The sequence below is a fragment of the Quadrisphaera granulorum genome (assembly GCF_003149145.1).
Classification (GTDB): domain Bacteria; phylum Actinomycetota; class Actinomycetes; order Actinomycetales; family Quadrisphaeraceae; genus Quadrisphaera; species Quadrisphaera granulorum.
In genome coordinates this window covers 58156-83473 of record NZ_QGDQ01000009.1, presented here as the reverse complement: position 1 = coordinate 83473, position 25318 = coordinate 58156, and the positions used below count along the sequence as shown (strand labels likewise).

The 25318-nt window shown below is 72.3% G+C and carries 24 protein-coding genes, 1 tRNA gene and 1 pseudogene; 15 read left to right on the top strand and 11 right to left on the bottom strand.

All coding sequences use genetic code 11. The features are described from left to right. The first annotated feature begins 34 nt into the window (after positions 1 to 34). The 3 genes from BXY45_RS09000 to BXY45_RS08990 all read left to right on the top strand — a co-directional run bounded on the left by BXY45_RS09000 (position 35) and on the right by BXY45_RS08990 (position 3642). Entirely contained in the window at positions 35 to 1144 is a 1110-nt protein-coding gene (locus tag BXY45_RS09000) for an FtsX-like permease family protein (protein ID WP_109773992.1), read from the top strand. Next, entirely contained in the window at positions 1141 to 1845 is a 705-nt protein-coding gene (locus tag BXY45_RS08995; protein WP_109773991.1) for an ABC transporter ATP-binding protein, read from the top strand. The genes BXY45_RS09000 and BXY45_RS08995 overlap by 4 nt, the downstream gene beginning before the upstream one ends. 405 nt (positions 1846 to 2250) lie before the next feature. Further along, positions 2251 to 3642, top strand: a complete 1392-nt coding sequence (locus BXY45_RS08990) for an amidohydrolase family protein (protein ID WP_109773990.1) — start codon at positions 2251 to 2253, stop codon at positions 3640 to 3642. 17 nt (positions 3643 to 3659) lie between these two features. Here BXY45_RS08990 and BXY45_RS08985 read toward each other — a convergent pair whose 3' ends face one another. Continuing rightward, positions 3660 to 4664: a PDR/VanB family oxidoreductase gene (locus BXY45_RS08985; protein ID WP_109773989.1), complete on the bottom strand. Its 1005-nt coding sequence runs from the start codon at positions 4662 to 4664 to the stop codon at positions 3660 to 3662. Between the two features lie 215 nt (positions 4665 to 4879). Between BXY45_RS08985 and BXY45_RS08980 the strand changes: the two genes are divergently transcribed. The 6 genes from BXY45_RS08980 to BXY45_RS08955 all read left to right on the top strand — a co-directional run bounded on the left by BXY45_RS08980 (position 4880) and on the right by BXY45_RS08955 (position 11408). Next, positions 4880 to 6160: an amidohydrolase family protein gene (locus tag BXY45_RS08980; RefSeq protein ID WP_109773988.1), complete on the top strand. Its 1281-nt coding sequence runs from the start codon at positions 4880 to 4882 to the stop codon at positions 6158 to 6160. Continuing rightward, entirely contained in the window at positions 6157 to 6957 is an 801-nt protein-coding gene (locus BXY45_RS08975) for an ABC transporter ATP-binding protein (protein ID WP_109773987.1), read from the top strand. Before BXY45_RS08980 ends, BXY45_RS08975 begins: the two co-directional genes overlap by 4 nt. Further along, complete coding sequence (locus BXY45_RS08970; protein WP_109773986.1) at positions 6954 to 7859, top strand: ABC transporter permease; 906 nt, start codon at positions 6954 to 6956, stop codon at positions 7857 to 7859. Before BXY45_RS08975 ends, BXY45_RS08970 begins: the two co-directional genes overlap by 4 nt. Before the next feature lie 146 nt (positions 7860 to 8005). Continuing rightward, the gene (locus BXY45_RS08965) at positions 8006 to 9256 is read left to right on the top strand and encodes a hypothetical protein (RefSeq protein WP_211319388.1); all 1251 of its coding nucleotides are present in this window, start codon (positions 8006 to 8008) and stop codon (positions 9254 to 9256) included. Further along, entirely contained in the window at positions 9253 to 10353 is a 1101-nt protein-coding gene (locus BXY45_RS08960) for a methylenetetrahydrofolate reductase C-terminal domain-containing protein (protein WP_211319387.1), read from the top strand. Before BXY45_RS08965 ends, BXY45_RS08960 begins: the two co-directional genes overlap by 4 nt. Further along, the gene (locus BXY45_RS08955; protein WP_211319386.1) at positions 10350 to 11408 is read left to right on the top strand and encodes a methylenetetrahydrofolate reductase C-terminal domain-containing protein; all 1059 of its coding nucleotides are present in this window, start codon (positions 10350 to 10352) and stop codon (positions 11406 to 11408) included. Before BXY45_RS08960 ends, BXY45_RS08955 begins: the two co-directional genes overlap by 4 nt. Positions 11409 to 11437: 29 nt before the next feature. Here BXY45_RS08955 and BXY45_RS08950 read toward each other — a convergent pair whose 3' ends face one another. Continuing rightward, a complete protein-coding gene (locus tag BXY45_RS08950; protein WP_109773984.1) occupies positions 11438 to 12085 on the bottom strand; it encodes a helix-turn-helix domain-containing protein in 648 nt (215 codons plus the stop codon). Positions 12086 to 12119: 34 nt separating this feature from the next. On the opposite strand from BXY45_RS08950, the gene BXY45_RS08945 reads away from it, so the two are divergent. The 3 genes from BXY45_RS08945 to BXY45_RS08935 are packed head-to-tail and all read left to right on the top strand — an operon-like array spanning position 12120 to position 14973. Further along, complete coding sequence (locus tag BXY45_RS08945; RefSeq protein ID WP_109773983.1) at positions 12120 to 13487, top strand: FAD-binding oxidoreductase; 1368 nt, start codon at positions 12120 to 12122, stop codon at positions 13485 to 13487. Continuing rightward, complete coding sequence (locus BXY45_RS08940; RefSeq protein WP_109773982.1) at positions 13484 to 14299, top strand: creatininase family protein; 816 nt, start codon at positions 13484 to 13486, stop codon at positions 14297 to 14299. The genes BXY45_RS08945 and BXY45_RS08940 overlap by 4 nt, the downstream gene beginning before the upstream one ends. Continuing rightward, the gene (locus BXY45_RS08935; protein WP_211319385.1) at positions 14296 to 14973 is read left to right on the top strand and encodes a pyridoxamine 5'-phosphate oxidase family protein; all 678 of its coding nucleotides are present in this window, start codon (positions 14296 to 14298) and stop codon (positions 14971 to 14973) included. The genes BXY45_RS08940 and BXY45_RS08935 overlap by 4 nt, the downstream gene beginning before the upstream one ends. Before the next feature lie 212 nt (positions 14974 to 15185). On the opposite strand, the gene BXY45_RS08930 is transcribed toward BXY45_RS08935, so the two are convergent. Further along, entirely contained in the window at positions 15186 to 16109 is a 924-nt protein-coding gene (locus tag BXY45_RS08930; protein WP_170131402.1) for a P-loop nucleotide/nucleoside kinase family protein, read from the bottom strand. Positions 16110 to 16625: 516 nt separating this feature from the next. Between BXY45_RS08930 and BXY45_RS24690 the strand changes: the two are divergent. After that, positions 16626 to 17639 (top strand): annotated as a pseudogene (locus tag BXY45_RS24690) (aldo/keto reductase). 76 nt (positions 17640 to 17715) lie between these two features. Here BXY45_RS24690 and BXY45_RS08920 read toward each other — a convergent pair. Beyond that, a tRNA-Ala gene (locus BXY45_RS08920) sits at positions 17716 to 17788 on the bottom strand. A 208-nt stretch (positions 17789 to 17996) separates the two neighbouring features. Between BXY45_RS08920 and BXY45_RS08915 the strand changes: the two genes are divergently transcribed. Beyond that, positions 17997 to 18821 carry a beta/alpha barrel domain-containing protein gene (locus tag BXY45_RS08915; RefSeq protein ID WP_170131401.1) on the top strand — a complete coding sequence of 275 codons (825 nt, stop codon included), beginning with the start codon at positions 17997 to 17999 and terminating at the stop codon, positions 18819 to 18821. 26 nt (positions 18822 to 18847) lie between these two features. Continuing rightward, positions 18848 to 19963 (top strand): 3-dehydroquinate synthase II domain-containing protein, encoded by a 1116-nt coding sequence (locus tag BXY45_RS08910; protein WP_109773979.1) that lies wholly within the window; start codon positions 18848 to 18850, stop codon positions 19961 to 19963. 54 nt (positions 19964 to 20017) lie between these two features. On the opposite strand, the gene BXY45_RS08905 is transcribed toward BXY45_RS08910, so the two are convergent. From BXY45_RS08905 to obgE, 7 genes are all read right to left on the bottom strand, one after another. Further along, positions 20018 to 20728: a histidine phosphatase family protein gene (locus tag BXY45_RS08905; protein ID WP_170131400.1), complete on the bottom strand. Its 711-nt coding sequence runs from the start codon at positions 20726 to 20728 to the stop codon at positions 20018 to 20020. After that, on the bottom strand, positions 20725 to 21135 hold the full coding sequence (gene rsfS, locus BXY45_RS08900) for a ribosome silencing factor (RefSeq protein WP_109774055.1): 411 nt from the start codon (positions 21133 to 21135) through the stop codon (positions 20725 to 20727). The genes BXY45_RS08905 and rsfS overlap by 4 nt, the downstream gene beginning before the upstream one ends. A 45-nt stretch (positions 21136 to 21180) precedes the next feature. Beyond that, entirely contained in the window at positions 21181 to 21753 is a 573-nt protein-coding gene (gene nadD, locus BXY45_RS08895; protein WP_211319383.1) for a nicotinate-nucleotide adenylyltransferase, read from the bottom strand. A gap of 59 nt (positions 21754 to 21812) precedes the next feature. After that, a complete protein-coding gene (locus BXY45_RS23180) occupies positions 21813 to 21965 on the bottom strand; it encodes a hypothetical protein (RefSeq protein ID WP_170131399.1) in 153 nt (50 codons plus the stop codon). Between the two features lie 79 nt (positions 21966 to 22044). Beyond that, a complete protein-coding gene (locus BXY45_RS08890) occupies positions 22045 to 22500 on the bottom strand; it encodes a hypothetical protein (protein ID WP_109773976.1) in 456 nt (151 codons plus the stop codon). Between the two features lie 56 nt (positions 22501 to 22556). Then, positions 22557 to 23780: a glutamate 5-kinase gene (gene proB, locus BXY45_RS08885; RefSeq protein WP_245961712.1), complete on the bottom strand. Its 1224-nt coding sequence runs from the start codon at positions 23778 to 23780 to the stop codon at positions 22557 to 22559. Then, complete coding sequence (gene obgE, locus BXY45_RS08880) at positions 23777 to 25318, bottom strand: GTPase ObgE (RefSeq protein WP_109773975.1); 1542 nt, start codon at positions 25316 to 25318, stop codon at positions 23777 to 23779. Before obgE ends, proB begins: the two co-directional genes overlap by 4 nt.

Here is a 25318-nt window from a genome sequence, read left to right as displayed (position 1 = left end):
GCACTTCCCCTCGTCTCACCCCGGAGGTCCTCCCGTGTTCGTCGCCTGGCGCGACCTGCGCGCCGCCCGCGGCAGGTTCGCCCTGCTCGCCGCCGTCGTCGCCCTCGTCACCCTGCTGGTGGGTTCGCTCACCGGCCTCACCGCCGGCCTGGCCGCGCAGAACGTCTCCGCTGTGCTCGGTCTGGACGCCGACGCCGTCGTCCTCGCCCGCCCCGCGGGCAGCAGCGGCAGCACGAGCGGCGCGCTGACCTTCGCCGACTCGTCCGTCTCCAGCGCGCAGCAGTCTGCGTGGGCGAGCGCAGCGGGGGTCACCGGCGCGTGGCCGCTCGGGGTGTCCCAGACCCGCGCGACACGCCAGAGCAGCAGCGGGACGGCCAGCACTCAGTCGGCCGCCGTCGCCGTCCTCGGCACCGACCCCGGCCTGACCGCCACGACACCCGCCTCCCCCGCCACCGTGGTCCTGTCGACGCCCGCTGCCGAGGCACTGAAGGCCCGCACGGGCGAGACGGTCGAGCTCGGCGGTCAGCGCTTCACCGTCGCGCAGGTCAGCGGTGACGGCTGGTACTCCCACACGCCCGTCGTCTGGACGACGTTCTTGGACTGGCAGCAGCTCTCGCGCGCCACCGGAGGGTCCGGCGAGGCGAGCGCGCTGCTCGTGCGCGGTGACCTCGACGGCGACCAGCGCGCCGCGCTCGACACCCGCACCGGCACGACGGCGACGACGCTGCTCGGGTCTCTCGGCGCGATCGGCGCGTTCCGCTCCGAGGTCGGCTCGCTCGGGCTCATCATCGGGCTGCTCCTCGTGGTGAGCGCCCTGGTGGTGGGGGCGTTCTTCACGGTGTGGACGCTGCAGCGCACCGCCGACGTCGCCGTCCTCAAAGCCCTCGGCGCCTCGACGCGGTCGCTCGTGGTCGACGCGCTCGGCCAGGGCACGGCGGTGCTCGTCGGCGGCGTGGCGGCGGGCACCGCCGGCGTGGTGGCGATCGGCCTGGCCGCGGGGACGGCGGTGCCGTTCGTGCTGTCACCGCTGACGGCGTTGGCGCCGTCGCTACTCGTCGTCGTCCTCGGTCTGGTCGGCGTCCTCGTGGCCCTGCGGGCCATCGTCAGCGCCAACCCCCTCACGGCCCTCGGGAGCATCCGGTGATCACCTTCGACGACGTCACCCTGACCCACCCCGACGGCGCCGGGCGCGTCACCGCACTCGACCACGTGCACCTCGTCGTGCCGGACGGCGCCGTGACGGTGCTCACCGGACCGAGCGGCTCCGGCAAGTCGAGCCTGCTCGCGGTGGCCGCGGGGCTGGTCCGCCCCGACTCCGGCCGGGTACTTCTGGACGACGACGACGTCGCGCGCCTGGCCCCCTCGGCGGCGGCCGCGCTGCGACGCGAGCGCGTCGGCGTGGTGTTCCAGCAGGCCAACCTGCTGCCGTCACTGACCGTGCGTGACCAGCTGCTGGTCATGGGCGAGCTGGGTGCGGTCGCGGGAGGTCGGGGGCAGCGGCGTCGGGAGCTGCGCGAGCACGCCGACGCCCTGCTCGCCGAGGTGGGCCTGGACGGGCTGGGCCGTCGCCGTCCTCATCAGCTCTCCGGCGGGCAGCGGCAGCGGGTGGCCATCGCCCGGGCGCTCGTGCACGCACCGTCGGTGCTGCTGGTGGACGAGCCGACCAGCGCCCTCGACTCCGAGCGCGCCGCCGAGGTGGTGGAGCTGCTCGTGCGCCTCACGCGTGAGCGCGGAACGGCGACGCTGCTCGTCACGCACGACCTCGACCGGCTGAACAGCGTGCCCGGCCTGGAGCGTGTGGTGCGGATGAGCGACGGCCGCCTCGACGTCCCAGCACTCAGGTGAGCGTGGGGACCTCGAGGCAGCCCGGCTGACGTCAAGCCCCGCCATCGACGGGATGCCGGTCCGAGTACACCGACCTGGGCACCCTCGCCAGAGACGGGTCGTTGCCCCGCAGCTGCACGTGTTGGCCCCTTGGGTGAGCAGGATTGGCCCCTTGACCGTGTTCACATCGTCACGGTCAAGGGGCCAAGCGGTCGCGCTTCACGGGGCCAACATGTGCAGCTCCCGGCACGAGAGCTCTCACTCCAGGACGTCCGCTGCCGTTGGGGACGCAGCCATGGGAGCTGGTGACGCCTGGGAATCAACCATCCGTCGAGGTCGAGCGGGACGGCGACGAGCACGTGGTCACGCCAACGACGTGGTGAGCCATTTCTCCGCCCGCCGCGACGGGCTGGTACGACAGGCCGCATGACGCGCTCGCTCACCATCACGTCGGCATCCCTGGTGGTGGAACGGTTCGACGACCCCGAGCGAGACCGCACCGGGGACCTGGTGATAGGCGCAGACGGCCGGGTCGCTGGACCCGCGCCCGGACCGGGCGCGAGCGGAACTGGGCCCGGGTCACACGACGTGCTCGACGCGGCGGGCTGCATCGTCACGCCGGGGCTCATCAACGCCCACCACCACCTCCTGCAGTCGGGGTTCCGGACCCTGCCGGGCACCCGTGGGGTGCCGATGCGCGACTGGCTGCCCGCCATGGCTGCCGCGTACGCCTCCGCGGGGATCGACGCCTCGCTCGTCGCCGCGACCGCCGGTGTCGGCCTGGCCGAGTCGCTGCTGTGCGGGGTGACGACGGTGGCCGACCACCAGCTCAACTGGCCTGACCCCTCGGCGAGCCGTGACCCGGTCGGTGACACCGTCGCGATCGCCCGGGCCATCGCCGATGCGGCGGCGTCCCTCGGAGCCCGGCTGGTGTTCGTGCGCGGCTCCGCGCGGGACGCCCCTGAGGTGGCCGCCGCGAGCGCCGAGGCGATCGTCACATCCCTGCTGCGATCAACCGGATCAACCCGATCAACGTCCAGCCCCGCGGCACCGGGCGGCACAAGCACTGACGGGATGCTGCAGCTCGCGGTCGGCCCGGCCGGTGTGCACTCCGACTCCGAAACCACCTTCCGCGCCCTCGGCGACGTCGCCCGGCGGTACGGACTGCGACGGCGGACCCAGGCGAACGAGCAGGTGGACACCGAGATCGCCCTGGCCCGCTACGGCCGCCGCCCCCTCGACCTACTGGAGGACTGGGGCTGGCTCGCGCCCGATGTCACCGTCGCGCACCTGTGCGACGTCACCGAGGAGGAGATCACGCGGCTGGCCGCCGCAGGTGTCACGGCGACACACGCCCCGGGCTGTGACGTGCCGATGGGCTGGGGCATCGCCCCCGTGCGGCGGCTGCGCGAGGCGGGCGTCGTCGTCGGCCTCGGAACCTCGGGCGGAGGGTCGAACGACGCCGGGCACCTCCTCGCCGATGCGCGCCTCGCGATGCAGGTCTCGGGCCTGGTCGGTCCGCAACTGCCTGCGCGCGACGTCCTCGCGATGGCCACCTCCGGCGGCGCAGCCGGGCTGGGACGAGCCGAACTGGGTGTCCTCTCGCCGGGTGCAGCGGGCGACGCGTGCGTCTGGGACGTCTCAGGCGTGGCCGACGCGGGGGTCGCCGACCCGGTGGCGGGGCTGCTGTGGGCCAACCCGGGGCGCCGCCCGCGGCACGTGGTGGTCGGCGGGCGCGTCGTCGTTCGCGACTATCGGCTCGTCACCGGTGATGAAACCGCCCTGACCGCAGCCCTGCGCGCCCGCACCGGCCACTGAGGCCGCCCGCGCACGAGTCAGACATCGAGGACGATCCGCGGACCCGCAGCACGCGAGACGCACGCCATCATCACGGCGCTCTCCTCCCGTTCCACCGGCGTCAGCACCGAGTCACGGTGCTCGATCTCCCCCTCCAGCACCGGCACCTCGCACATGCCGCAGGTGCCGCGCCGACAGCTCGACAGCACCACGGCCGCGGGGCTCTGCTCCTCGATCGCCTCCAGCACCGACTGCCCGGGTGAGACGACGACGACGTCGCCCGTCGTCGCGAGCTCCACCTCGAAGGGCTCCGCCCACACCGGCTCGCCGTACTCCACGGCCTCGAACCGCTCGACGTGCAGCGACTCGGGACGGCCCTCGGCCGTGAAAGCCTCCTCCAACGCGGTCAGCAGACGCGCGGGGCCGCACGCGTAGACGCCGGCGCCGTGGTCCACGGCACCCTTGACCAGCGCGGCAACGTCGAGCCGGGCTCCCTGGTCAGCGGGGTGCAACCGCACGCGTCCGGTGCCGTCATCGAGGGCCAGCGCATCGTCGGCGAACGCCATCGTCGAGATCGAGCGCCCCGCGTAGTCGAGCGTCCAGTCGACGCCGGCAGCCGTGGCGGCGCGCGCCATCGGCAGGACCGCGGTGATGCCGATGCCCCCCGCCAGGAAGCGGTACGCAGCTCCGGGGAGCAGCTGGCAGGTGAAGTGATTGCGGGGGCCTCGCACGCGCAGGCGCTGGCCTTCGCGCACCTCGTGGTGCACACGCACGGAGCCGCCGCGTCCGCCGTCCTCCCGGAGCACCGCCACGCGCCACGTCGAGCGATCCGCGAGGTCGCCACACAGCGAGTACTGCCGTTCCACCCGCTCGGTGCCGGGTGCGCGGCCGTCGGCGAGGACGAGGTCGACGTGAGCGCCAGGTGCCCACGCGGGCAGGTCACGCCCGTTGTGGGCGACGAGGTCGAGCGCAACCACCCCGTCGGCGACCACGGTGCGCGCCGCGACCACGAGGTCGCGCTCGACGTCGCTGAAGAAGCTCATGGCCCCACTCTCACGATTCGCGGGCGGACGTGGTGTCCACGGGGTCAGGACGACGACGGCACCCAGCCCGATTTAACGCAACGGCAACGAGCACGGGTCTGGCGGGAAACGCACCGGACGTGTACTCCACCCACGCGATGTTGGTCACGCCAACAACGTTCCATCACTCAGAACCGTTCGCAAGACCACGAGGCGACCGCGAGGAGGTCCACGGGATGCACGCAGAACTCCTCGCGCCGGGCCACCGGATCAGCTCCCTCACGGGGCTGACGCCGGCCGGTGACGTCGGGGAGACGCTCTGCTTCTCGCAAGGAAGCGTGGCGGCCGAGGCCGAGACCGATCCGTCTGGCCTGACGGTCGATGCGACAGATTGGGTGGCTCTGCCGCCCCTGGCCGACCTGCACGCCCACCTCGACAAGGACTACACCTGGACTGCCTTCGGCGAGCCGGAAGGGCCTCTCGAGGACGCCATCGCCTGCTGGGCCGAGCACGGCGAGCACCACACGTACCGGGCCATCAAGGCCGGCGCTCGCCGCCACCTCCTGGCTGCTCTCCACTCCGGCGTCACCGCAGTGCGCTCCCACACGAACTTTCACCTCGGCGATGATCCGCTCCGCGGAGTCCGCGCGCTGGCGGAGCTGCGCACCGAGTTCGCGGGCGTCGTCGACCTCCAGGTCGTCATGGCGCCCGGCCCCTGGGACGGCCCGGACGACCTGGGCCGTGCCGGCATCCCCCTCGGGCCAGACCTCATCGGCGGGTTCCCGCACCTCGCCGACGACCCCGCCGCCGACCTGGAGAGGTGCGCCGCGTTCGCGGAGGAGTTCGGGCTCGGCATCGACCTCCACACCGACGAGACGCTCGACGCCTCCTCGGTCGGTCTGCTCCAGCTGGCCGAACGGACACGCCACTGGCCCGCCGGCCGCATCCGGTCAGCGGGGCACTGCGTCAGCCTGTCCACGCAGGACGACGCGACACGCGCCCGGACCCTCGCGGCGGTGGCCGCAGCCGGCGTCTCGATCATCACCAACCCGCTGACCAACCTCTACCTGCAGGGCTGGCAGCACCCCGTCGCCACCCCGCGCGGCATCCCTCCGCTGCGCGAGATCATGGAGGCTGGTGTCACGCTCGCCGCGGGCGGCGACAACGTGCAGGACCCGTTCAACCCCCTCGGCAACGCCGACATGGTCGACGTGGCCTGCGAGCTCGTCACGGCCGGCCACCTCACGCCCGCCGAGGCCTGGCACGTGAGCTCCCACGGCGGCCGAGCCACCTTCGGTCTGCCGCCCGCACGTGGCCTGGTGGGCGACGTCGCCGACGTCGTCCTCGTGCGCGCCGCCCACACCGCCGAGGCCCTGGCCGAGCGCGCTCCTGACCGCGTCGTCATCCGCGCGGGCCGGGTGGTCGCCGTTCGCCGCCGCGTCGTGAGCAGCGTGCTTGATCCCCACAGCCCGTCGGACCCGTCGTCCGTCCCCACCGCCGAAGGAGCCATGCAGTGAGCACCGGAACCGCGGCGCCGAAGGTCACAGGCCCTCCCCCCGAGACCACGAGCAGCAGCGACCCGGCCACGCCGACCCTCGCCTTCCGTGGCGTCGCCAAGGTCTTCCCCACGGGAACGCGAGCCCTGGAGGACGTCTCGATCGACGTCCGCGCCGGCGAGTTCGTCTCCGTGGTCGGCCCCTCCGGATGCGGCAAGTCGACACTGCTGCGGCTCGCGGCGGGCCTCGACGGGGCTACCGAGGGCGAGGTCGACGTCCGCGCCTCCACCACGAGCTTCGTCTTCCAGGAGGCCACCCTCCTGGAGTGGCGCACGGCCCGGCGCAACGTCGAGCTGGTGGGCGAGCTGGCCGGCGTCGCCGCCGCCGAGCGCCGTCGACGGGCCGCCGAGGCGCTCGAACTGGTGGGTCTGGCGGGATTCGAGGACCAGCACCCCCGCTCCCTGTCCGGCGGCATGCGGATGCGCGTGTCGATCGCCCGTGCGCTCGTCGCCGAGCCTCAGCTGGCGCTCTTCGACGAGCCGTTCGGGGCCCTGGACGAGATCACCCGCCTCAAGATGCAGACGGAGCTGCAGCGGCTGTTCCAGCTCAAGGGGTTCGCCGCGATGTTCATCACGCACTCGATCTCCGAGGCGGTCTACCTGTCCAGCCGCGTGCTGGTCATGAGCGGTCGTCCCGGGCGGATCGTCGACGACATCGAGGTGCCGTGGTCGTACCCGCGCTCCCCCGAGCTGCGGTACGAGCCGGAGTTCGGTCGCATCGTCGGTCGTCTGTCGCACGCGTTGGAGGCCCACTCATGAGCCACGACACGGCCGTCGGCGCCCCCTCGGCGCAAGCCAGCAGCTCCGCGGCCACCACGCCCCCACGCGCCGCCACCACGGCTGTGCGTCCCTCGGGCGGTCGAGCAGGGGCAGCCGCCGGCACCGTCTGGGGCCGCAGCGCCCCGATCGTCGCGGCGCTGCTGGGCATCGTCGCGATCTGGTACGTCGTCTCCTACGTCTTCCTCAGCGAGAGCCGCCGCTTCCTCCTGCCGCCCCCGCACCAGGTGCTGGCCGAGACGGTCGGCAACACGCTGGTGATCGCTCCCATGCTCGCGGCACTGGTGCAGACCATCACCGTCGCACTCATCGGCCTCACGATCGCCGTGGCGATCGGCATGACCTGGGCGCTCGTGATGTCCCAGTGGAAGCTCGCGGAGAAGATCCTCTACCCCTACGCCGTCATCCTCCAGACGATCCCCATCCTCGCGCTGACGCCGCTCATCGGGATCTGGATGGGCTACGGCCCGCCCGCACGCGTGGTGGTCTGCGTCATCATCGCGGTCTTCCCGATGATCTCGAACACGCTCTTCGGTCTGCAGTCCGCGACGGCGGCCGCCCATGACCTCTTCACCCTGCAGAAGGCCACGCAGCGGCAGCGGATGACCAAGCTCATGCTGCCCGCGGCCATCCCGTCGATCTTCACGGGTCTGCGCCAGTCCGCCGGCCTGGCCGTGATCGGCGCCATCGTCGGAGACTTCTTCTTCCAGCAGGGCAGCCAGGGCATCGGCGGGTTGCTGCGCACCTACACGCTGCGGCTCAACATGGAGCCACTGTTCCTGGCGATCATCTTCACCGCCCTGTTCGGCGTCGTCGTCTTCTCGATCTTCGCCGCGCTCGACAGGTTCGTCGTCGGCCGCCTGTTCGGCGTCTCCACCCGCTGACACGACACGTCCCTGAGCCCGCTCGCCCGTCGCGCGAGCCCCCCGCTCCCGGTACCAGCCTTCCCTACCGGCACCAGCATCCGCACCTGACGCCTGCCCGCCGCGCCGTCGGACCCACGTCGCGCGACCCCTCCAGGAGGACATCCGTGTCACCGACCAGCCACACCACTCCCCTGCCGACCCGCACGCCGACCCGCACGCCGACCCGCCGGCCGACCGCGCGCGTGCTGGCCGCCAGCGCCCTCACCATCGGCATGCTCGCCGTGGCGGGATGCGGTAGCTCCGACAGCAGTTCCGAGGCCGCACCGTCGACGACGAGTACCGCTACTCCCGCGGAGAAGGGCGGTCCGCTCGACCTCTCCGGCGTCTGCCCGTCCACCATCGTCATGCAGCAGGATTGGCAGCCCGAGGCCGAGCACGGCGCGATGTACAACCTCGTCGGCGACGGGTACACGGTCGACACGGACAAGAAGTCCGTCACGGGACCGCTCGTCGTCAACGGCACCGACACGGGCGTGAAGATCGAGGTCCGCCCCGGTGGTCCCAACACCAACTTCCAGCCGGTGCCGGCGCTCATGTACCTCGACCCCGACATCTTGATCGGCGCCGTCAACACCGACGCCGCCATCGTCGCCGACGCCGACCAGCCGACCGTGGCCGTCGCCTCGCAGATGACCTACAGCCCCCAGATCCTCATGTGGGACCCGGCCAGCCACCCCGGCGCGAAGACCATCAAGGAAGCCGCAGCCGGCGGTGACCCGGTGGTCACCTCCGGAGACGTCCTCCCGAACCTGCTGCTGTCGCAGGGGATCATCACCCAGGCGCAGATCGACACCAGCTACGAGGGCACTCCGCAACGGTTCGTCTCGGACCCGAAGATCCTCCAGCAGGGCTTCGCCACCGCCGAGCCCTACATCTACAAGAACGAGATCTCGCAGTGGGGCAAGGACGTCAGCTACCAGCTCCTCTCCGAGGTCGGCTACACCATCTACCCCGAGCCCCTCGCGGTGCGGAAGGCCGACGTCACCGACAAGGCAGACTGCCTGAAGAAGCTCGTGCCGATCATGCAGCAGTCGCAGATCGACTACCTGAGCTCCCCCGCGCACGCCAACGCCGTCATCGTTGACCTGGTCACCAAGTACGACACGGGGTGGACCTACTCCGCGGGCGTCGCGAACTTCTCGGTCGAGCAGCAGAAGAAGCTCGGCATCGTCGTCAACGACCCGGCGTCCGGTGTCTTCGGCCAGTTCGACCCCGACCGGATGTCCGCGATCGTCAAGGACTTCACGCCGTTCCTCGTGTCCTCCGGGAGCATGACGCAGGACGCCGCCTCGAAGATCGACCCCTCCGCGCTCTACACCAACGAGTTCATCGACCCCTCCATCAAGATGCCGTGACGACCCACCCGAGACTGCGCCCGGGGCTGCACCAAGCCGCTGCAGGCTGCCCCAAGCGCATGGTCTACGGCCCGTGCGGCGGCGTCCGAGCAGACGGAGGCTGTGAAGTGCCAGGTCTGACGTGCTCGTTCGCCGCCGCGGCGGACCACCTGCGCGATCTCGGGTTCGCTCCCGAGCTGGTGTCGGCGCCCGCGAGCGCTCGGGAGAGCGGTGACGCCCTCGCGACCATTCCCCGTGGTGCGGCAGCAACGTCGTTCGCCGAGGCGGTGACGACCGGCGGGGTCATCACCGCCGGCCTCCCTGTGCGGTCCCGCGACCCCGGGCTGATCGCCGAGGCGGGGTCGAGGCTGAGCGCCATGAGCGCCGTGGTGACGAGCGAGGGGCTGGGGACCACCCTCAGCCCCTCGCACACCGCCCTCCTCCTGGCCGGCACCGGGGCGACGGTCCTGTCGGCTCTGACCTGCCGAGACCGCAACCGCGTGGCGTTGGAGGGCGAGCTCGCCGCACTCGCCGACATCGGCGTCGCGGGGGTCCTAGCCGTCACGGGTGACCATTCGTCCTCGGCCGGGCTACCCGGCACCTCCAGGATCGGGACGACGACGGCGACGATGACGGAGCCCGTCTTCGACCTCGACTCGCCGCGTCTGGCGGCTCTGGCCCGCCGCGCGGGGCTGTTCGTCGCCGTCGTCGAGCGTCCGGCCGCTCCCCCGTCGTCCTGCCGTCCCTCCCGCCTCGCGCTCAAGGCCAGCGCCGGGGCGGAGCTCGTCATCGTGGACCTCAACGGTGACCTGGCCGACCTCGCGACGTTCACCGACGCGCTCGCCGCGACCGGTGCTGCGCTCCCGGTGCTCGTGTCGGTGCCGGTGGTGACCACTGACGCGGCGGCCGTCCACGTGGCCACCGCGTGGGCCCAGCTGGTGCTGTCCGCACCGGGGGTGAGCGGTGTTCACCTCTCGGCTCTCGTCGACGACACCGACCCGACGGGTCTGGGTACACAGGGTCTGGGCGCGGTCGACGTCCTCGTCAGGATGGCGACGCAGCTGCGGGAGCACCTCGAGCGGGTACCGCCCCCGCCACGGGTGGAGCCCGCCGCGTGAGCACTCCCGTGACATCTGCTCCGCTGCTGGCGCGAGCACCCGACTGTCCCAAGTCCATGACCTACGGGCCGTGCGGCGGGGTGAACCCCGACGACACGTGCGAGGTGGCCCCCACCACGTGCGTGTTCCTGCGCCGCAGTCTCCCGGTGCCCTGGACGCCGAGCGCCGCGGGCGGCGGCAAGGACGTGGCGACCCGAGCCGGCCGCGAGCTGCAGGCGATCGCCCGCCGTCGTCCTCTGGTCCTCACCGGCATCCCGGCGCGGGCCATGAGCTCGCAGACCGTCGCTCCCACGGCCGCGGAACTGGCCGGGAGTGTCGACGCGGTCCTGTCCGGTGACGCGGGACGTGCGCGCGTGCAGTTCCCGCCGTCCTACCGGGCGGCTCTCATCGCGGCGACCGGCCTGCGCGTGTGGATGGGGGTCACGTCCCGGGATCGCAACCGGACGGCGACCGACGCCGAACTCGCCTCCCTGGCCGCCCTCGGCGCGGCGGGCGTGCACTGCGTCACCGGTGACCACACACGCACCGGCGACCGCCCCGACGCGCGGCCGGTGTTCGACCTCGAATCGACGACGATGCTGCCGCGCGCCCGAGCTCTCGGGCTGTTCGCCTCCTTCGCGGAGTCACCCGCTGCGCCCGACGTTGCCTCGCGGGGCGCCCGCGTCGCGCAGAAGCAGCGCGCGGGAGGCCAGCTGTGCTTCACCCAGTACGCCGGAGACGTCGACGACGAGCTCGCCTTCGTGGCGCGGTGCCGAGACGCCGGCGCCACCGTGCCCGTTCTGCCCGGAGTTCCCCTCGTCGTCGACAGAGAAGGGGCCGAGCTGCTCGCGTCCTTCCACGCCGCCAAGCTCACCACCGGCTTCCTCGACCGGCTCTTCGCGGCCCGCGACGTCCGCGCGGAGGGCGTCCGGCTCGCCGTGGCGCACGGGAGCGCGCTGCTCGACAGCGGCGAGGTCGGCGGAGTGGTGGTGGCCGGCGGCGTACGCCGGGGGCACGAGGTGGCCTATGCCACCGCGCTGGCCACCGTGGCGCGAGAGCTCGGAGGAGGCTCGTGACGACGGCGTCGGCGTCACGATCAGCGATGTCACCGGCAGAAGACGCCGCCCTCCTTGACGCTGAGCACGCTCGCCGTCTCGCCCGGCTGCGTGCGCCAGCGGTGCCGTACGCCCCCCTGGTAGTAGACGGCGTCACCCTTCTCCATGACGAACTCCTCGTCTCCCAGCATCATGATCAGCCGACCGTCGACCACGAAGACAAACTCGTCCTCGTCGTGCACCCACCACAGGTCTTCGGTGAAGGTGCCCGACGTGAGCATGGGCACGAAGCGCGGGTGGTCACGCGCGAGCACCCGCGCGGGGTTGCCGCCCGCGTCGAGAGGTGTCGGCTCGTTCGCACGGAAGACGTGGAACGCGCCGGACGCCCGGGGGCCCGCGGCGACGTCGTCGGTGAGGAGCGCCTGCTGCGTCGTCCCCAGAGCCTGGGCCACGCGGAACAGCGACGTCATGCTCATCCGCTCGAGCCCACGCTCGACCTGGCTGAGGAACGAGTGCGACAGCTCCGCCTGGGCCGCCACCTGGGCCAGCGTCATTCCGCGGTCCTGGCGGAGCGCGCGGATCCGAGCCCCCAGGGCGCGAGCGGCCGAGGTGGGTCCGTCCTCAGCGGCGGACGCCCCCGGCTCCTCCATCGACTCCGATCCGGAGGCGAGTTGACCCGCAGAGACGACGTCCGTCATTCGGCGAGGCTACGACACCCGAAAGGCACTGCCCATGAACCGCGCGACCTCACCTGACGTGCTCGAGCACGTCACGGGCACACCAGCTCCCGACTACGCGGCGCTCGAGGCGGACCTCGCTGCCCTGCTCGGACCGCGCGGTGTCTCCAGTGACCTGCGCCAGCGGGAGAAGGCGTCCGTCGACGGCGCCCGGATGTCGCCGATCATCGCCGAGCAGCTGCCGCTCGGCGTGGCCGACCTCGTGGCGTTCCCGACGACGGCGGAGCAGATCGCCGACGTCGTGCGGCTGGCTGTCGCCCACGGAGCCCCCATCACCCCGCGCGGCAAGGGCACCGGTAACTACGGCCAGGCGATCCCCATGCCCGGCGGCCTGGTGCTCGACATGTCCCGGGCGCGCGCCGTGGTGGCGGTCGGCGACGGGTGGATCACCGCCGAGGCCGGCGCGCCGATGGCCACGCTCGAGCAGGCAGCCCGGCAGCACGGTCAGCAGCTGTGGATGTACCCCTCCACGGTGCACTCCAGCATCGGGGGCTTCCTCTCCGGCGGTTCCGGCGGCACCGGGTCGATCGCGCACGGGGCCAACCACCAGGGGTTCGTCGTCGCATTGGACGTCGTCACCCCGGCCTCCGGCGGCGCGCTCGTCCACGTCGAGGGGGACGAGGCCCTCGGCTACGTGCACAACTACGGCACGGCGGGGATCATCGCCCGGGCCACCGTGCGGCTCGAACCCCTGCAGGAGTGGCGCGGTGTGTACGCCTCCTTCCCCGACTTCGCGGGGGCGAGGACCGTCCTGCGGCAGCTGGGCGCCCTGCGACCGCACCCACGCCTGGTCTCCGCCGACGACCCGCAGGTCTCGGCGCAGCTCCCGCCCGACCCCGCCTTCCCCGAGGGCCGCAGCTCGCTGCGCGCCATCCTCGACGTCGCCCTCGTCGAGGAGGCCAGCCGGATCATCAGCGACGGCGGCGGGCGCGTCGAGGACGTCCGCGAAGGGCCGCAGGTCTCCGCTGCCATCTCGGTGCTCAGCTACAACCACCCCATCGAGTGGCTGCAGAAGTCCGAGCCGGGCGTCTACTTCCACGTCGAGGTCGGCGGTGATGCGCTCATCGACCGCTACGACGAGGTGGTCGCCGTCTACCCGGGCGCCCACCTGCACCTCGAAGCCAGCTCGACGTACCCCATCGGCATGCTCGCGGGGGTCTACGAGAGCCCCGAGCAGGTGGCTGACGGCATCGAGGCGCTGACCGCGCTGGGGGTGGGAGTGCACAGCCCGCACCAGTGGAACGTCGACTTCCGGCTCCCGGAAACGGTGGAGCTGGCCCGCACCACCGACCCGCACGGGCTGCTCAACCCCGGCAAGCTCAACGCCTCCTACGCGGGTCCGACCAAGGGCGCGATCCGATGACGAACAGTCCGGTGACGGCCCGCCCGTTCGCCCCCGCGTCGCGTCTCTGGGCGGACCTGTCCGGTCCCGCGCTCACCTCGCTCCTGACCGAGCGGTCGATCGCCGTGGTGCCGATCGGGGCGATCGAGCACCACGGGCCGCACCTGCCCCTGCGCACCGACGCCCTGGTGGCCGAAGCGGTGGCGACGGCGGCGGTCGAGCGCGTGGCCGCGCAGGGCATCGACGCCTGGCTCCTGCCGACCATCACCTGTGCGAAGTCCGACGAGCACCACTGGGCGCCCGGCACGCTGTGGCTGGAGGGGACGACGGTCCTCGACGTCCTGATCGACCTGGGCCGCTCCATCGCGGCGACACCCGCGCGCACGGTGGTCTTCATCAACGGGCACGGCGGCAACGTCATGCTCCTCGGGTGGGCCAACCGTGAGCTGCGGCGGCGCTTCGGCCTGCGGACCTTCTCGATGCCCGCCGGCGTCGGCGGCCCCGGTGACGGGCTCGACGGCCGTCCTGACGAGAGGGGTCAGGGCATCCACGGGGGGTTCGCGGAAACGTCGGTGGTCATGCACCTGGCGCCGCACCTCGTCGCTCCGGAGATGCCGGCGCGCAACGTGCCGGAGCACATCGCGGGGCTCAAGCACATCGGTTTCAACGGCAAGCCCGTGATGTTCGGGTGGACCAGCGACGACTTCGGCCCCGAAGGGGTCATCGGTGACGCGACCGGCGCCAACGCCGAGTACGGGGCGGAGCTGTTCGCCCGGGGCGTCGACTTCGTGTGCGAGGCGCTGGCCGAGATCGAAGGGTTCGTGTTCGGGTGACGCCTCCCGAGCCCAGCTCTCCGCTGGCACCCGTCGTCGTCGGCGTCCTGCCGGTGCCCGTCATCGACCACGACACCGATCCCGTCCAGTCCGACACCCCGTGGTTGGACCCCCTCGCGCTGGCCGCGGCCTGGCTGCCGGGGCCCGGCGAGGACCGGATGCTCATGACCGTCTCGACGACCGGCCTCGACGGAGCCCCCGACGCTCGCACGACGATGCTCAGCGACTTCGACGGTCAGCGATTCCACTTCCACACCGACGCGCAGAGCGCCAAGGCGGCCGAGCTGGCGCGGGACCCCCGGGTCGCGCTGACGCTGCTCTGGCCCGGGTTCACGCGGCAGCTCGTCGTCCACGGCACCGCCGCCCGTTGCAACCAGGAGGAGGCCGACGCGGCGTACCGGCTGCGGTCGCCGTACCTGCAGCAGCTGGCCTGGCAGAACACACCGGACTTCGCGAGCCTGCCCCTCGGGGAGCGGCGAGCCCGGTGGGCAGCGTTCCTCGAGGCCCACGGCGGACCAGACGCGCCCGCGTTCACGCCCCCCGACTCGTGGGCGGGCTTCGCCGTGACACCCCACCGGCTGACCTTCTGGGTGTCCAACCCCGCCGCCGCGAGCCGGAGGCTCTCCTACGTTCGCAACGAAGACACCTGGGACATGACCCCTCTGCCCGGCTGACGCTTGACGTCGAGTGCGATCGAAGGTCGAGGGTCAGGGCATGACCGACCTCGCAAGCTGGTCTTCTGGGTCGCCCAAGCCCGCTATGGCAAGCAGGGACTCTCCTAGCTGCTGGCAGAAGGCGCTGGGGACCTCACGCTCCGGCCGGGCCGAAGGCAGTTGGCGAGGGGTCAGGCTGTAGGCGACCCGGCGGTCGCGCCGGGCTTACACGTCTACGTGCCTCGGGTGATGAACGCGACGGCGTCAGCGACGCAGTCTGCCAGCGGCCGGCTCGTGTCCAGGGTGAGCGTGGCGGCGGGCCATGGGGTGAAGGCGGCCATGCGCGTCGTCACATCACCCCAGTCCCCGGCGTCGTACCAACCGGGGATGCCTCGTCGACGTCCCTCAACCCTGGAGCGGTGCAGTTCGAGGTCGGTGCACACGCAGTGCACGACGCGCAGCCGGGCTCCGGCCGCCTTCGCCATGCTGATCCAGCGCTCCCGTGTGGCGGCGTCCTCGGCGGGGGCGTCCAAGATCGAGGACTGCCCGGCAACCAGCTGCCGGAAGGCCAGCGTGGTCAGCAGCTCGTCCGCAATCTCGCCGGTGTGCTTCAGGTGGTGACCGCCGAACGGCGTCAAGGCGCCAAGCAGCCAGTCCATCGCGAAGACCGGGTCACCCAGGACGCGCCCCACCTCGTCGGCGATGGTGCTCTTGCCACTGCCGGGCACCCCGGTCATCACCACCAGGCGGGAGCCACCGTCGACGGCACGCGCACTCGGGACATCATCGACGCCAAAGACGACCGGAAGCCGATCCGTGAGGCCGTCGGGGACATATCCGAGCATCCACGTACGGGTGATCCGGTGCGGTTCGGCTTCCTCGACGTGACAGTGCACAACCGAGATCGCACCCTCCACGTCGGCCACGCTGGCCCGTGCGCTGTAATCGCCGTCAGCCTCCAGAGCAACGACGGTGACCGGGGCGAAGCGCTCGGCGCGCCGCTGGTAGGCGTTGACGAACATCTCCGGCGGCACGACATCGGCGAAGGCGGGAGCCATCACGACGGCAGCGTCGGCACCCCAACCAGGCTTGCTGTCGAGCCCTTCCAAAACCCACTCTAGGCGCCGGATCGCCACTGTCGGCCGCACCTCGATCATCCATCCGCTCCCTTCTGGTTGGGCAACAGCGCCGGCCGATGGGTAGCCGCAGCCTCCCCGCTGTCCCCTCGTCCAGGCGCTCATGGATGAGTCCAGGAACCACACCCGGAAGCCGTCCCTCCCACATGACGAGCAACACGGAGAGCGACGCGACGAAGGTCGCGACATCGGCCAGTCTCGCCGGCTGGCGACCGATGGGTTCGACCGTCTCGACGCCGTAGACCAGCTCGCCGTCTCTCCAGCTGGCCCCGGCAGCGGGCGTACCAGCGATGTAGTTGACATGGCTGGCCACGACGACGACCGAGGTGAAGAGCACCGACCTGCGAAGCCGGGCTCGCACGGTGACTCCGCGGCCACCGCCGAACGCTCGCGCTGACGTGCTCTCCCTCGACCTGATGGTGCCGTCGAAGCTCACGCCCCCGAAGCCTGGCAGAGATCGCGGCGGCCAGGAAGGCGAGCGATGCCGCTCGGGGGAGCACTCGACTTCGAGTGCACTCGAAGGTCGAGGGTCGAGGCATGACGAACCTGCACACCACTCCGTTGCCCACCCGAACTCTTGGCTCTGCCTGCTCCGGGAGCACGCTCACCGTCTCTGCCCTTGGCCTGGGCTGTATGGGCATGAACGAGTTCTATGGATCCGGCGATGACAGGAGTCCCTCGCCACGATCGCCGCCTTCCTCGACGCGGGCGGCACGCTCCTGGACACCGCCGACATGTACGGCCCCTTCACCAACGAGCGCCTCATCGGGCACGCCATCGCCTCCCGCCGCGACGAAGTGGTGCTGGCTACCAAGTTCGGCAACGAGCGCCTGCCCGACGGCACCCGCCGCATCAACGGTCGCCCCGAGTACGTGCGCACGGAGCGCGAAGAGAGCCTGACCCGCCTCGGCGTCGAGCACATCGACCTCTACTACCAGCACCGCGTCGACCCGGACGTCCCCATGGAAGAGACGTGGGGCGCGATGGGCGAGCTCGTCACCGCAGGCCTGGTGACCCACCTCGGCATCAGCGAAGCAGCACCCGCCACGATCCGCCGTGCCTACGCCACCCACCCGGTCACCGCGGTGCAGACGGAGTGGTCGCTGTGGACGCGGGACCTCGAGGAGAACGGGGTCCTCGCGACCACCCGCGAGCTCGGAATCGGCTTCGTGCCGTACTCGCCTGGGACGCGGGTTCCTCTCGGGGACGATCCGCAGCCTCGACGACTTTGCCGACGACGACTTCCGCCGCCACAACCCCCGCTTCCTGGGCGAGAACCTGCAGCGGAACCTGCGCCTGGTTGACGAGGTGCGTTCCCTCGCGGCCGAGCGCGGCGTGACCGCGGGACAGATTGCCCTCGCCTGGCTACTGGCGCAGGGCGACGACGTCGTCCCCATCCCCGGCACCAAGCGGCGCACGTACCTCGCCCAGAACCTGGCCTCGACGGAGATCAGCCTCGCCCCGGAAGATCTCGCTCGCCTCGACGCCGTGCTGCCGGTGGGCATCGCCGCCGGGGACCGGTCTCCGGACATGTCCAGCGTCCACCGCTGACGCCCGCACACCTTCGGAAACGCATGAGCGCCGACCTGCCCGGTCGGGCGGATCGGCGCTCATGATGTTTCGTGGGTGGAGCTGAGGGGATTCGAACCCCTGACCCCCTCCATGCCATGGAGGTGCGCTACCAGCTGCGCCACAGCCCCGTACCGTCACGCGGGCTTCCCGAAGGAACCCGCCGCTCAGGACGTGGGAGCAACTGTAGCGCGTCCCGACCGGTACCTCCGGATGGGGGGTGCTGGCTTGCCCGGCGCGTCGGATCGCCACAGGTTTGCTCCAGCAACCGGGGTGAGGGTGCACGGTGGTGCTCGCACGTCGGCCGATGTCCGCGCACGTCCCAGGGGGGACCGCTCCATGACGATCATCTCCGGCAAGGACCGTCGGCTGGGCCGCTTGTTCGGCCCCGACGGACGCACGTTTCTCGTGGCCGCCGACCACGGGGTGACCACGGGGTTCGACTCCGGGCTCGGAGACATGGCACCGCTGCTGCGGGCTGTCGCCGACGGCGGCGCGGACGGCGTGGTGGTGCACCGCGGCACCGCCAAGCGCCACGCCCCGGTGCAGCGCCGCACGGCGCTGCTGGTGCACCTGTCGGGCAGCACCAACCTCTCCCCCGCGGGTGACGTCAAGACGGCGGTGTGCAGCGTGGAGTCGGCAGTGGCGCTCGGGGCCGACGCCATCTCCGTGCACGTCACCCTGGGGTGCGGTGCCGCCGATGACAGGGCGGCCCTGGCAGACCTCGGCGCCGTCTCCTCCGACTGCGAGCGGTTCGGGATGCCCCTGCTCGTCATGACCTACGTCCGCCCGGGCGGACCGCGGTCGGCGGGGGCAGCGGCACTGCACGCCGCGCGCGTGGCCGCGGAGATGGGCGCCGACATCGTCAAAGCGACCTCCCCCGACCTCGAGACCAGCCACGCGCTCGCCACGATGATCGGCGTGCCCGTCGTCGTCGCCGGCGGTGAGACCGGCCAGGGCGCCACCTTCGAGGACTTCCTCGAGACCGCACGGCAGACGCTGCTGACTGGTGTGGCGGGGTTGTGCGTAGGCCGCTGGGTGTTCACTCACGCCGACCCCGCCGCCGCCACCCGCGCGTTGCGCGACCTCGTGCACTGCACCGGCTCCAGCACCGATGGGCACGGCACGGCCACGCCCTCGTCGTTCGACCTCACGCGCCCCTGAAGCTCCCTGAACAGGAGAACTCCCGCATGACCTCCGAGCTGTGGGCCGACGTCACGGCCCTGTCCGGCGACCACCTCGCCGCCGCCCTCGCCCACGTCCGCACGGCCGCCGTCGACGCCGTGCTCGTGCGCCCCGAGCAGCTGGACGGCTGGAAGCCGATCGAGCGGCTGGCCGTGGCCGTGCTGGTCGGACCGGCCTCGTCCGGCGCGGACCTGGCGGACGTGCCCGTCGACGTCGTCGTCGCCGATGGGGTGCGGTCGTTGACCGCGGCGCGGTCCCTGGCCGAGGGCCGCAGGCTCGGCGTGCGCTGCCTCATCGACGACGGCGCCAGCATGGACGAGGCCGCCGACCAGTGCGGCGTCGTCGACGTCCTCCTCTCGGTCTTCACCGACGAGACCAACATCCCGCTGGAGCTGCTGCTCGCGCGTGCCCAGGGCACCCGCACCGCGGTGTTCAAGGCACTCGCCAGCGGCTCGGAGACCTCCACGGTGGCCGGGGTGCTGGAGTCCGGACCGGCGGGGGTGCTCGTGGATGCCACCTCCCTGGTCGATCTCGACGTCGCCGCGCAGGTGGTGGCCCGCCAGGCCGAGCAGACCGCGCCGCTGGTGCCGCTCACGGTGACGGGCTCACGGCCGATCGGGATGGGCTACCGCGGCTGCATCGACACCACGACGCTCTTCGACGACGACGAAGGCATGATCATCGGATCGACGTCCTCGGGCGGCATCCTCGTGTGCGCCGAGGTGCACTACCTGCCGTACATGGACCTGCGCCCGTTCCGGGTCAACGCCGGGGCGGTGCACTCCTACGTCTTCTCCCCCACCACGACGTCGTACATCACCGACCTGCGGGCAGGGGCGCCCGTCTCGGGCGTCAACGCGGCCGGTCGCTTCCGCGACACCTCCGTGGGCCGCGTGAAGATCGAGCTACGCCCGCTGCGCCTGCTGGAAGCCCGCGACGAGGCTTCCGGCTCGCTCGTCAACGTCATCCTCCAGGACGACTGGCACGTGCGGGTCATGGGCGATGGCGGCGAGGTCCGCAACCTCACGCAGGTCAAACCCGGCGAGAAGCTCCTCGGCGGCATCTGGGAGCCCGGCCGCCACGTGGGCATCAAGGTCTCCGAGAAGATCCTCGAGAACTGACGCTCCCGGGGTCTCCCCCGGGGAACTGCCTCGGGGGAACTGCCCCGGAACCGCTCAGACGACGGCGCCCGCCGACCGCTCCGCCTCGGAGCGGGAGAGGGCGCCGTCGGCGTTGGTGCGACCCTCCAGCGCCTCTCCCACGCCACGGGGGCCGAGGTCGTACCCGCGCAGCACCCATCGACCGAAGCGGCGCTCCACCACGGCCCAGCGACCGTTGCCGATGGAGGCGAGGTTGGCCCACGCCTCCGGCGGCAGACCGAGCAGCGTCAGCACACCGGCACGCAGGGCACCGCTGTGCGAGGCCGCCACCAGCAGGCCGCCGTCCCGGGTCAGGGCCGCGTGGTGCTCCAGCGACGCCGCGACCCGTCGGCCCAGCTCGCTGCGCTTCTCACCCCCGCCGATCCTGACGTCCTCACCGGAGCGCCACGCTCGGTGCCCCTCGGGCCAGTGGTCCTCGATCTGGCGGTGCAGCAGGCCCTGCCAGGCGCCGGCGTGCAGCTCCCGCAGCGCCCGGTCTTCCACGGCACGCAGGTCCGTCAGCTCCTCGAGGTGCGCCGCAGTGGCCCGGGCGCGGGAGAGGTCGGAGCTGACGAGCCGGTCCGGGCGCATCGCCGCGATCTGCTCGGCGGCGGCGCGGGCCTGGGCATGCCCCACCTCGTCGAGGGGGATGTCGAGCTGCCCCTGGAAGCGGCCCTCGGCGTTGGAGGTCGTCCGTCCGTGCCGCCAGAGCACGAGTCGCGAAGCGCCACCGCCGGCCGCGCTCACCGGGCGATCCCGGCCGTTCCGCTGTCGTACGCGCTGCGAGGGCCGGTGACGTCCTCCGGGAGCTCGATGGAGGGCCCGTCCTTCCAGAGGCGCTCGAGGGCGTAGTACTGCCGGTCTTCCGCGAGCTGGACGTGCACGACGATGTCGGAGAAGTCCAGCAGCACCCAGCGGGCCTCGGACATGCCTTCGCGGCGGACGACGTCGGAGCCGAGCTGGTGCAGCGCGTCCTCGATGGCGTCGACCACGGCACGCACCTGCCGGTCGTTGGCGGCGGCAGCCAGGACGAACACGTCCGTGATCACCAGCTGCTCGCTGACGTCCAGGGCGAGCACCTCGGTGGCGCCCTTCTCGGAGGCCGCGCGAGCGGCCGCCACGGCCAGCTCCACGGCTCGGGGGGTGGCAGTCACCTTCCCAAGGATGGCACGGACCCGGCGCTGCACCCGACCGCGGGCTTAGGACAGGTAGAGGCCGTGCTTGGCGATGTGCTGCACGACGCCGTCCGGCACGAGGTACCAGACGGGCAGGCCCTGGCGCACCCGGTCGCGGCAGTCGGTCGAGGAGATGGCCAGTGCCGGCACCTCCAGCAGGTGCACCGCGCCAGCGGGCAAGGAGCCCGCCGCGGGGACGGCGAGGTCGTGGCCCGGGCGAGTCACGCCGACGAGGCTCGCGAGCTCGGCGAGGCGCTCGGCGTCCTTCCAGGTGAGCATCTGCGCGAGGGCGTCAGCGCCGGTGATGAAGTACCACTCGGTGTCAGGTCGTTCGGCACGCAGGTCGGACAGGGTGTCGACCGTATAGGTGGGGCCGGGCCTGTCGACGTCGACACGGCTGGTCGTGAAGCGGGGGTTCGACGCCGTCGCGATGACGGTCATGAGGTAGCGATGCTCGGCCGGGGAGACCTCGCGCTCGCTCTTCTGCCAGGGCTCACCCGTGGGGACGAAGACGACCTCGTCGAGGTCGAAGCGAGCGGCGACCTCGCTTGCGGCCACCAGGTGGCCGTTGTGGATGGGGTCGAACGTGCCGCCCATCACCCCGACCCTGGGCCTGCCCGCAGACCGCTCCGGGGCAGGCACCGCGCCGGGGGTGATCAGTGGCGGTTGCCGACGTGGCGGAACGACCAGGTGATCCCCAGCAGCAGCAGGAAGACGGCGAACGCGATGAGTCCGTAGACGAGGGGGGGCATCCCCGAGTGCTCGGCCTCAGCAGAACCTGCAGCGCTCATGACCAGGGCGACGAGCACGGTGCCTCCACGAGGAGTTCAGGGGCACCAGCGCCAGGGGCGGCGGGTGCAACGATCGGACCGGGAACAGTCTGCCAGGTCACCACGGCCGAACGTCGCCAAGGGCTGCGGGTGGCGGCGTCCGATCTCCACGGGCTCGCAGGGTGGCGCGGTCGACCACTTCGATGCCCACGGCGCGCCAGCCCGGCAGGTCCGCCGTGCGGCGGTGCTCGGCCCACAGACGCAGACCGAGCGCGGCGGCGTCGTCGACGTCCTCCGCCTCGTCCCAGTAGCTGATCTCAGCGCGCTCGTCGTTGTAGCGGACGGTGGCGGGGAACGGCTGCGCCTCCACCAGGCGCACGAGCGCCGCGTGGAGCTGCTGGCGCGGCCGCCTCGGCCCGGCGAACGTCACGGTGACGTGCCACAGCAACACCTGGCCGGACTCGGTGAACGCACCGCCGTCGTCGGCGGCAGTGGACTCGGCCACATCGGACTCGGCCACATCGGGCGCCAGCGCCAGCCGGCGGGGCTTCGTCTGACTCGGGGCGTCGTCCACGGGACTTTCTCCGTCCTTCAGGTGCTGCGGCACCGCAGTGTCACGGCGTCACGGTGCTACGGCATCACCGCATGCTCGCGGCTACTCGAGGCTGAGGGAGCGACGGGCCCTGCTGGGCGACGCCGCGGCAGAAGCACCAGGTCGTCACGGTGGACGAGCACGCGGTCGTACCCCGGCCCGAGAGCGTCGAGCCGCTCCCGGGTCGAGCGCCCGAGCAACTCGGGCACCTCTGCCGATGAGTAGTTGACCAGGCCGCGGGCCACGGCGTGGCCGGTTTCATCGCACAGGTCCACCGGGTCGCCCGCTTCGAAGGTGCCCTCGGCGGCCACCACGCCCGCCGGCAGCAGCGACGCACCGCGCTTCACCACCGCGGCAACGGCGCCCGCGTCGAGCACGAGCCTCCCCAGCGGGTTGGCGGCGTGCGCGAGCCAGAGCATGCGGGTGCGGGGCCGGGCTCCGGTGGGAGAGAACCACGTGCCGACGTCGTCGCCGCGCAGCGCCTCCCCGGCCTGCGCCGCCGACGCTAGGACCGTGGCGATGCCGGCGCCGGTCGCGATGGAGGCGGCCTGCAGCTTGGTCGTCATGCCGCCGGTACCCACGGCCGAGCTGCTGCCGCCGATGACGACGTCGTCGAGGTCGGCCGCGGACGTCACCACGGGCACCCGCCGCGAGCCCGGCCGGCTGGGCGGGCCGTCGTAGAGCGCGTCGACGTCGGAGAGCAGCACGAGCGCATCGGCGTGGACGAGGTGCGCGACGAGCGCGGCGAGCCGGTCGTTGTCGCCGAAGCGGATCTCAGCGGTGGCCACGGTGTCGTTCTCGTTGACCACCGGCAGCACGCCCATCCCCAGCAGCCGCTCCAGCGCGCGCTGGGCGTTGCGGTACTGGGTGCGGCGGATGACGTCGTCGGCGGTGAGTAGTACCTGCCCGACGGTCAGGCCGTGCGCTGCCGCGGCCGAGGTGTACCGCGCCACGAGCAGCCCCTGGCCGACGCTGGCGGCGGCCTGCTGGGTGGCCAGGTCGCGCGGGCGGCGGGCCAGCCCCAGCGGTCCCAGCCCCGCGGCGATGGCGCCGCTGGAGACGAGCACCACCTGCGTGCCCGACTGGATGCGCTCGGCGAGGGCGTTGACGAGGGCGATGAGCCGGGCATCGTCGATGCCGCCGCTCGGCGTGGTGAGCGAGGAGGACCCCACCTTCACCACCACGCGACCCGCGGCGGCGAGAGCTGACCGGTCGGCCAGCCGTGCGGCCCCGGTCGCGCTCGCACCGCCCGCGCTGCTCACCCCTCGTCTCCGGCGTCCGTCCAGACACCGGCCCGACGCTCCTCGGCCAGCTCCTCGCGGGCCTCGCGCTTGGCGGTGCGGCGCTCCTCGTAGATCTCGCGCTTCTCCTCGCGGCTGGCGCGTCCGGTGCCCTCCAGGCGCAGGTCGGTGCCGCGCGGGCCGACGGCCATGTCGGTGCCCACGAGAGTGGGCTCCCAGTCGAAGACGACGCCGTCGTCCCCGGGGCCGATGACCACGGTGGAGCCGGCCACCGCACCGGCCTTGAAGAGCTCCTCCTCCACGCCGAGGCGGGCGAGGCGATCGGCGAGGTAGCCGACGGCCTCGTCGTTGGCGAAGTCCGTCTGGCGCACCCAGCGCTCGGGCTTGGCGCCGCGGATGCGGAAGACCACGTCCTCGTGAGCCTCGGCGTAGGCGGGCGCGCCCTCGCGGGTGACGGTGAAGCCTGCGTCGTCGACGGCCTTCGGCCGGATGATGACGCGCGGCGCGGGCAGCTCGGGCGCCTCCTCGCGGGCGCGGCGCACGAGCGCCGCCATCGCGAAGGACAGCTGCCGCAGGCCCTCGTGGCTCGCGGAGGAGACCTCGAGCACGGACAGGCCGCGGGCCTCCAGCTCGGGGCGCACGAGCTCGGCGAGCTCCTTGGCCTCGGGCACGTCGACCTTGTGGAGCACCACCAGGCGCGGGCGGTCGGGCAGCGGCACCGAGGCGGGGCCGGTCGCGTCGGGAGCGATCGGGTACGCCGCGAGCTCGGCCTCGATGACGTCGAAGTCGGTGATCGGGTCGCGCCCGGGGTCGAGGGTGGCGCAGTCGAGCACGTGCACCAGCGCGGCGCACCGCTCCACGTGCCGCAGGAACTCCAGGCCCAGGCCCTTGCCCTGGCTGGCGCCGGGGATGAGACCCGGGACGTCGGCGACGGTGAACCGCTCGTCGCCGGCGGTGACCACCCCGAGGTTGGGCACCAGCGTGGTGAACGGATAGTCGGCGATCTTCGGCTTCGCCGCGGAGAGCGCCCCCACCAGGCTCGACTTGCCGGCGCTCGGGTAACCGATGAAAGCGACGTCGGCCAGGCTCCGCAGCTCCAGGACGACGTCGGCGGACTCGCCGGGCTCACCGAGCAGCGCGAAGCCGGGCGCCTTGCGGCGCGGGCTCGCCAGGGCAGCGTTGCCCAGGCCACCGCGGCCCCCCGCCGCGATGATGAAGCGCGTTCCGTGCCCGACGAGGTCGGCGAGGAGCTCGCCGCCCTCGCTGCGCACCGTGGTGCCCTCCGGAACGCGGAGCACGAGATCGTCGCCGTCGCCGCCGTTGCGGTGGCCCCCCGCGCCCTGCTTGCCGTTGGTCGCCCGGCGGTGCGGAGCGTGGTGGTAGTCGAGCAGCGTGGTGGTGGACGTGTCGACCTCGAGGATGACGTCACCGCCGCGTCCACCGTTGCCGCCGTCGGGACCGCCGAGCGGCTTGAACTTCTCGCGGTGCACCGATGCGCACCCGTTGCCGCCGCTGCCCGCTGCCACGTGCACCACGACGCGGTCGACGAACGTCGCCAC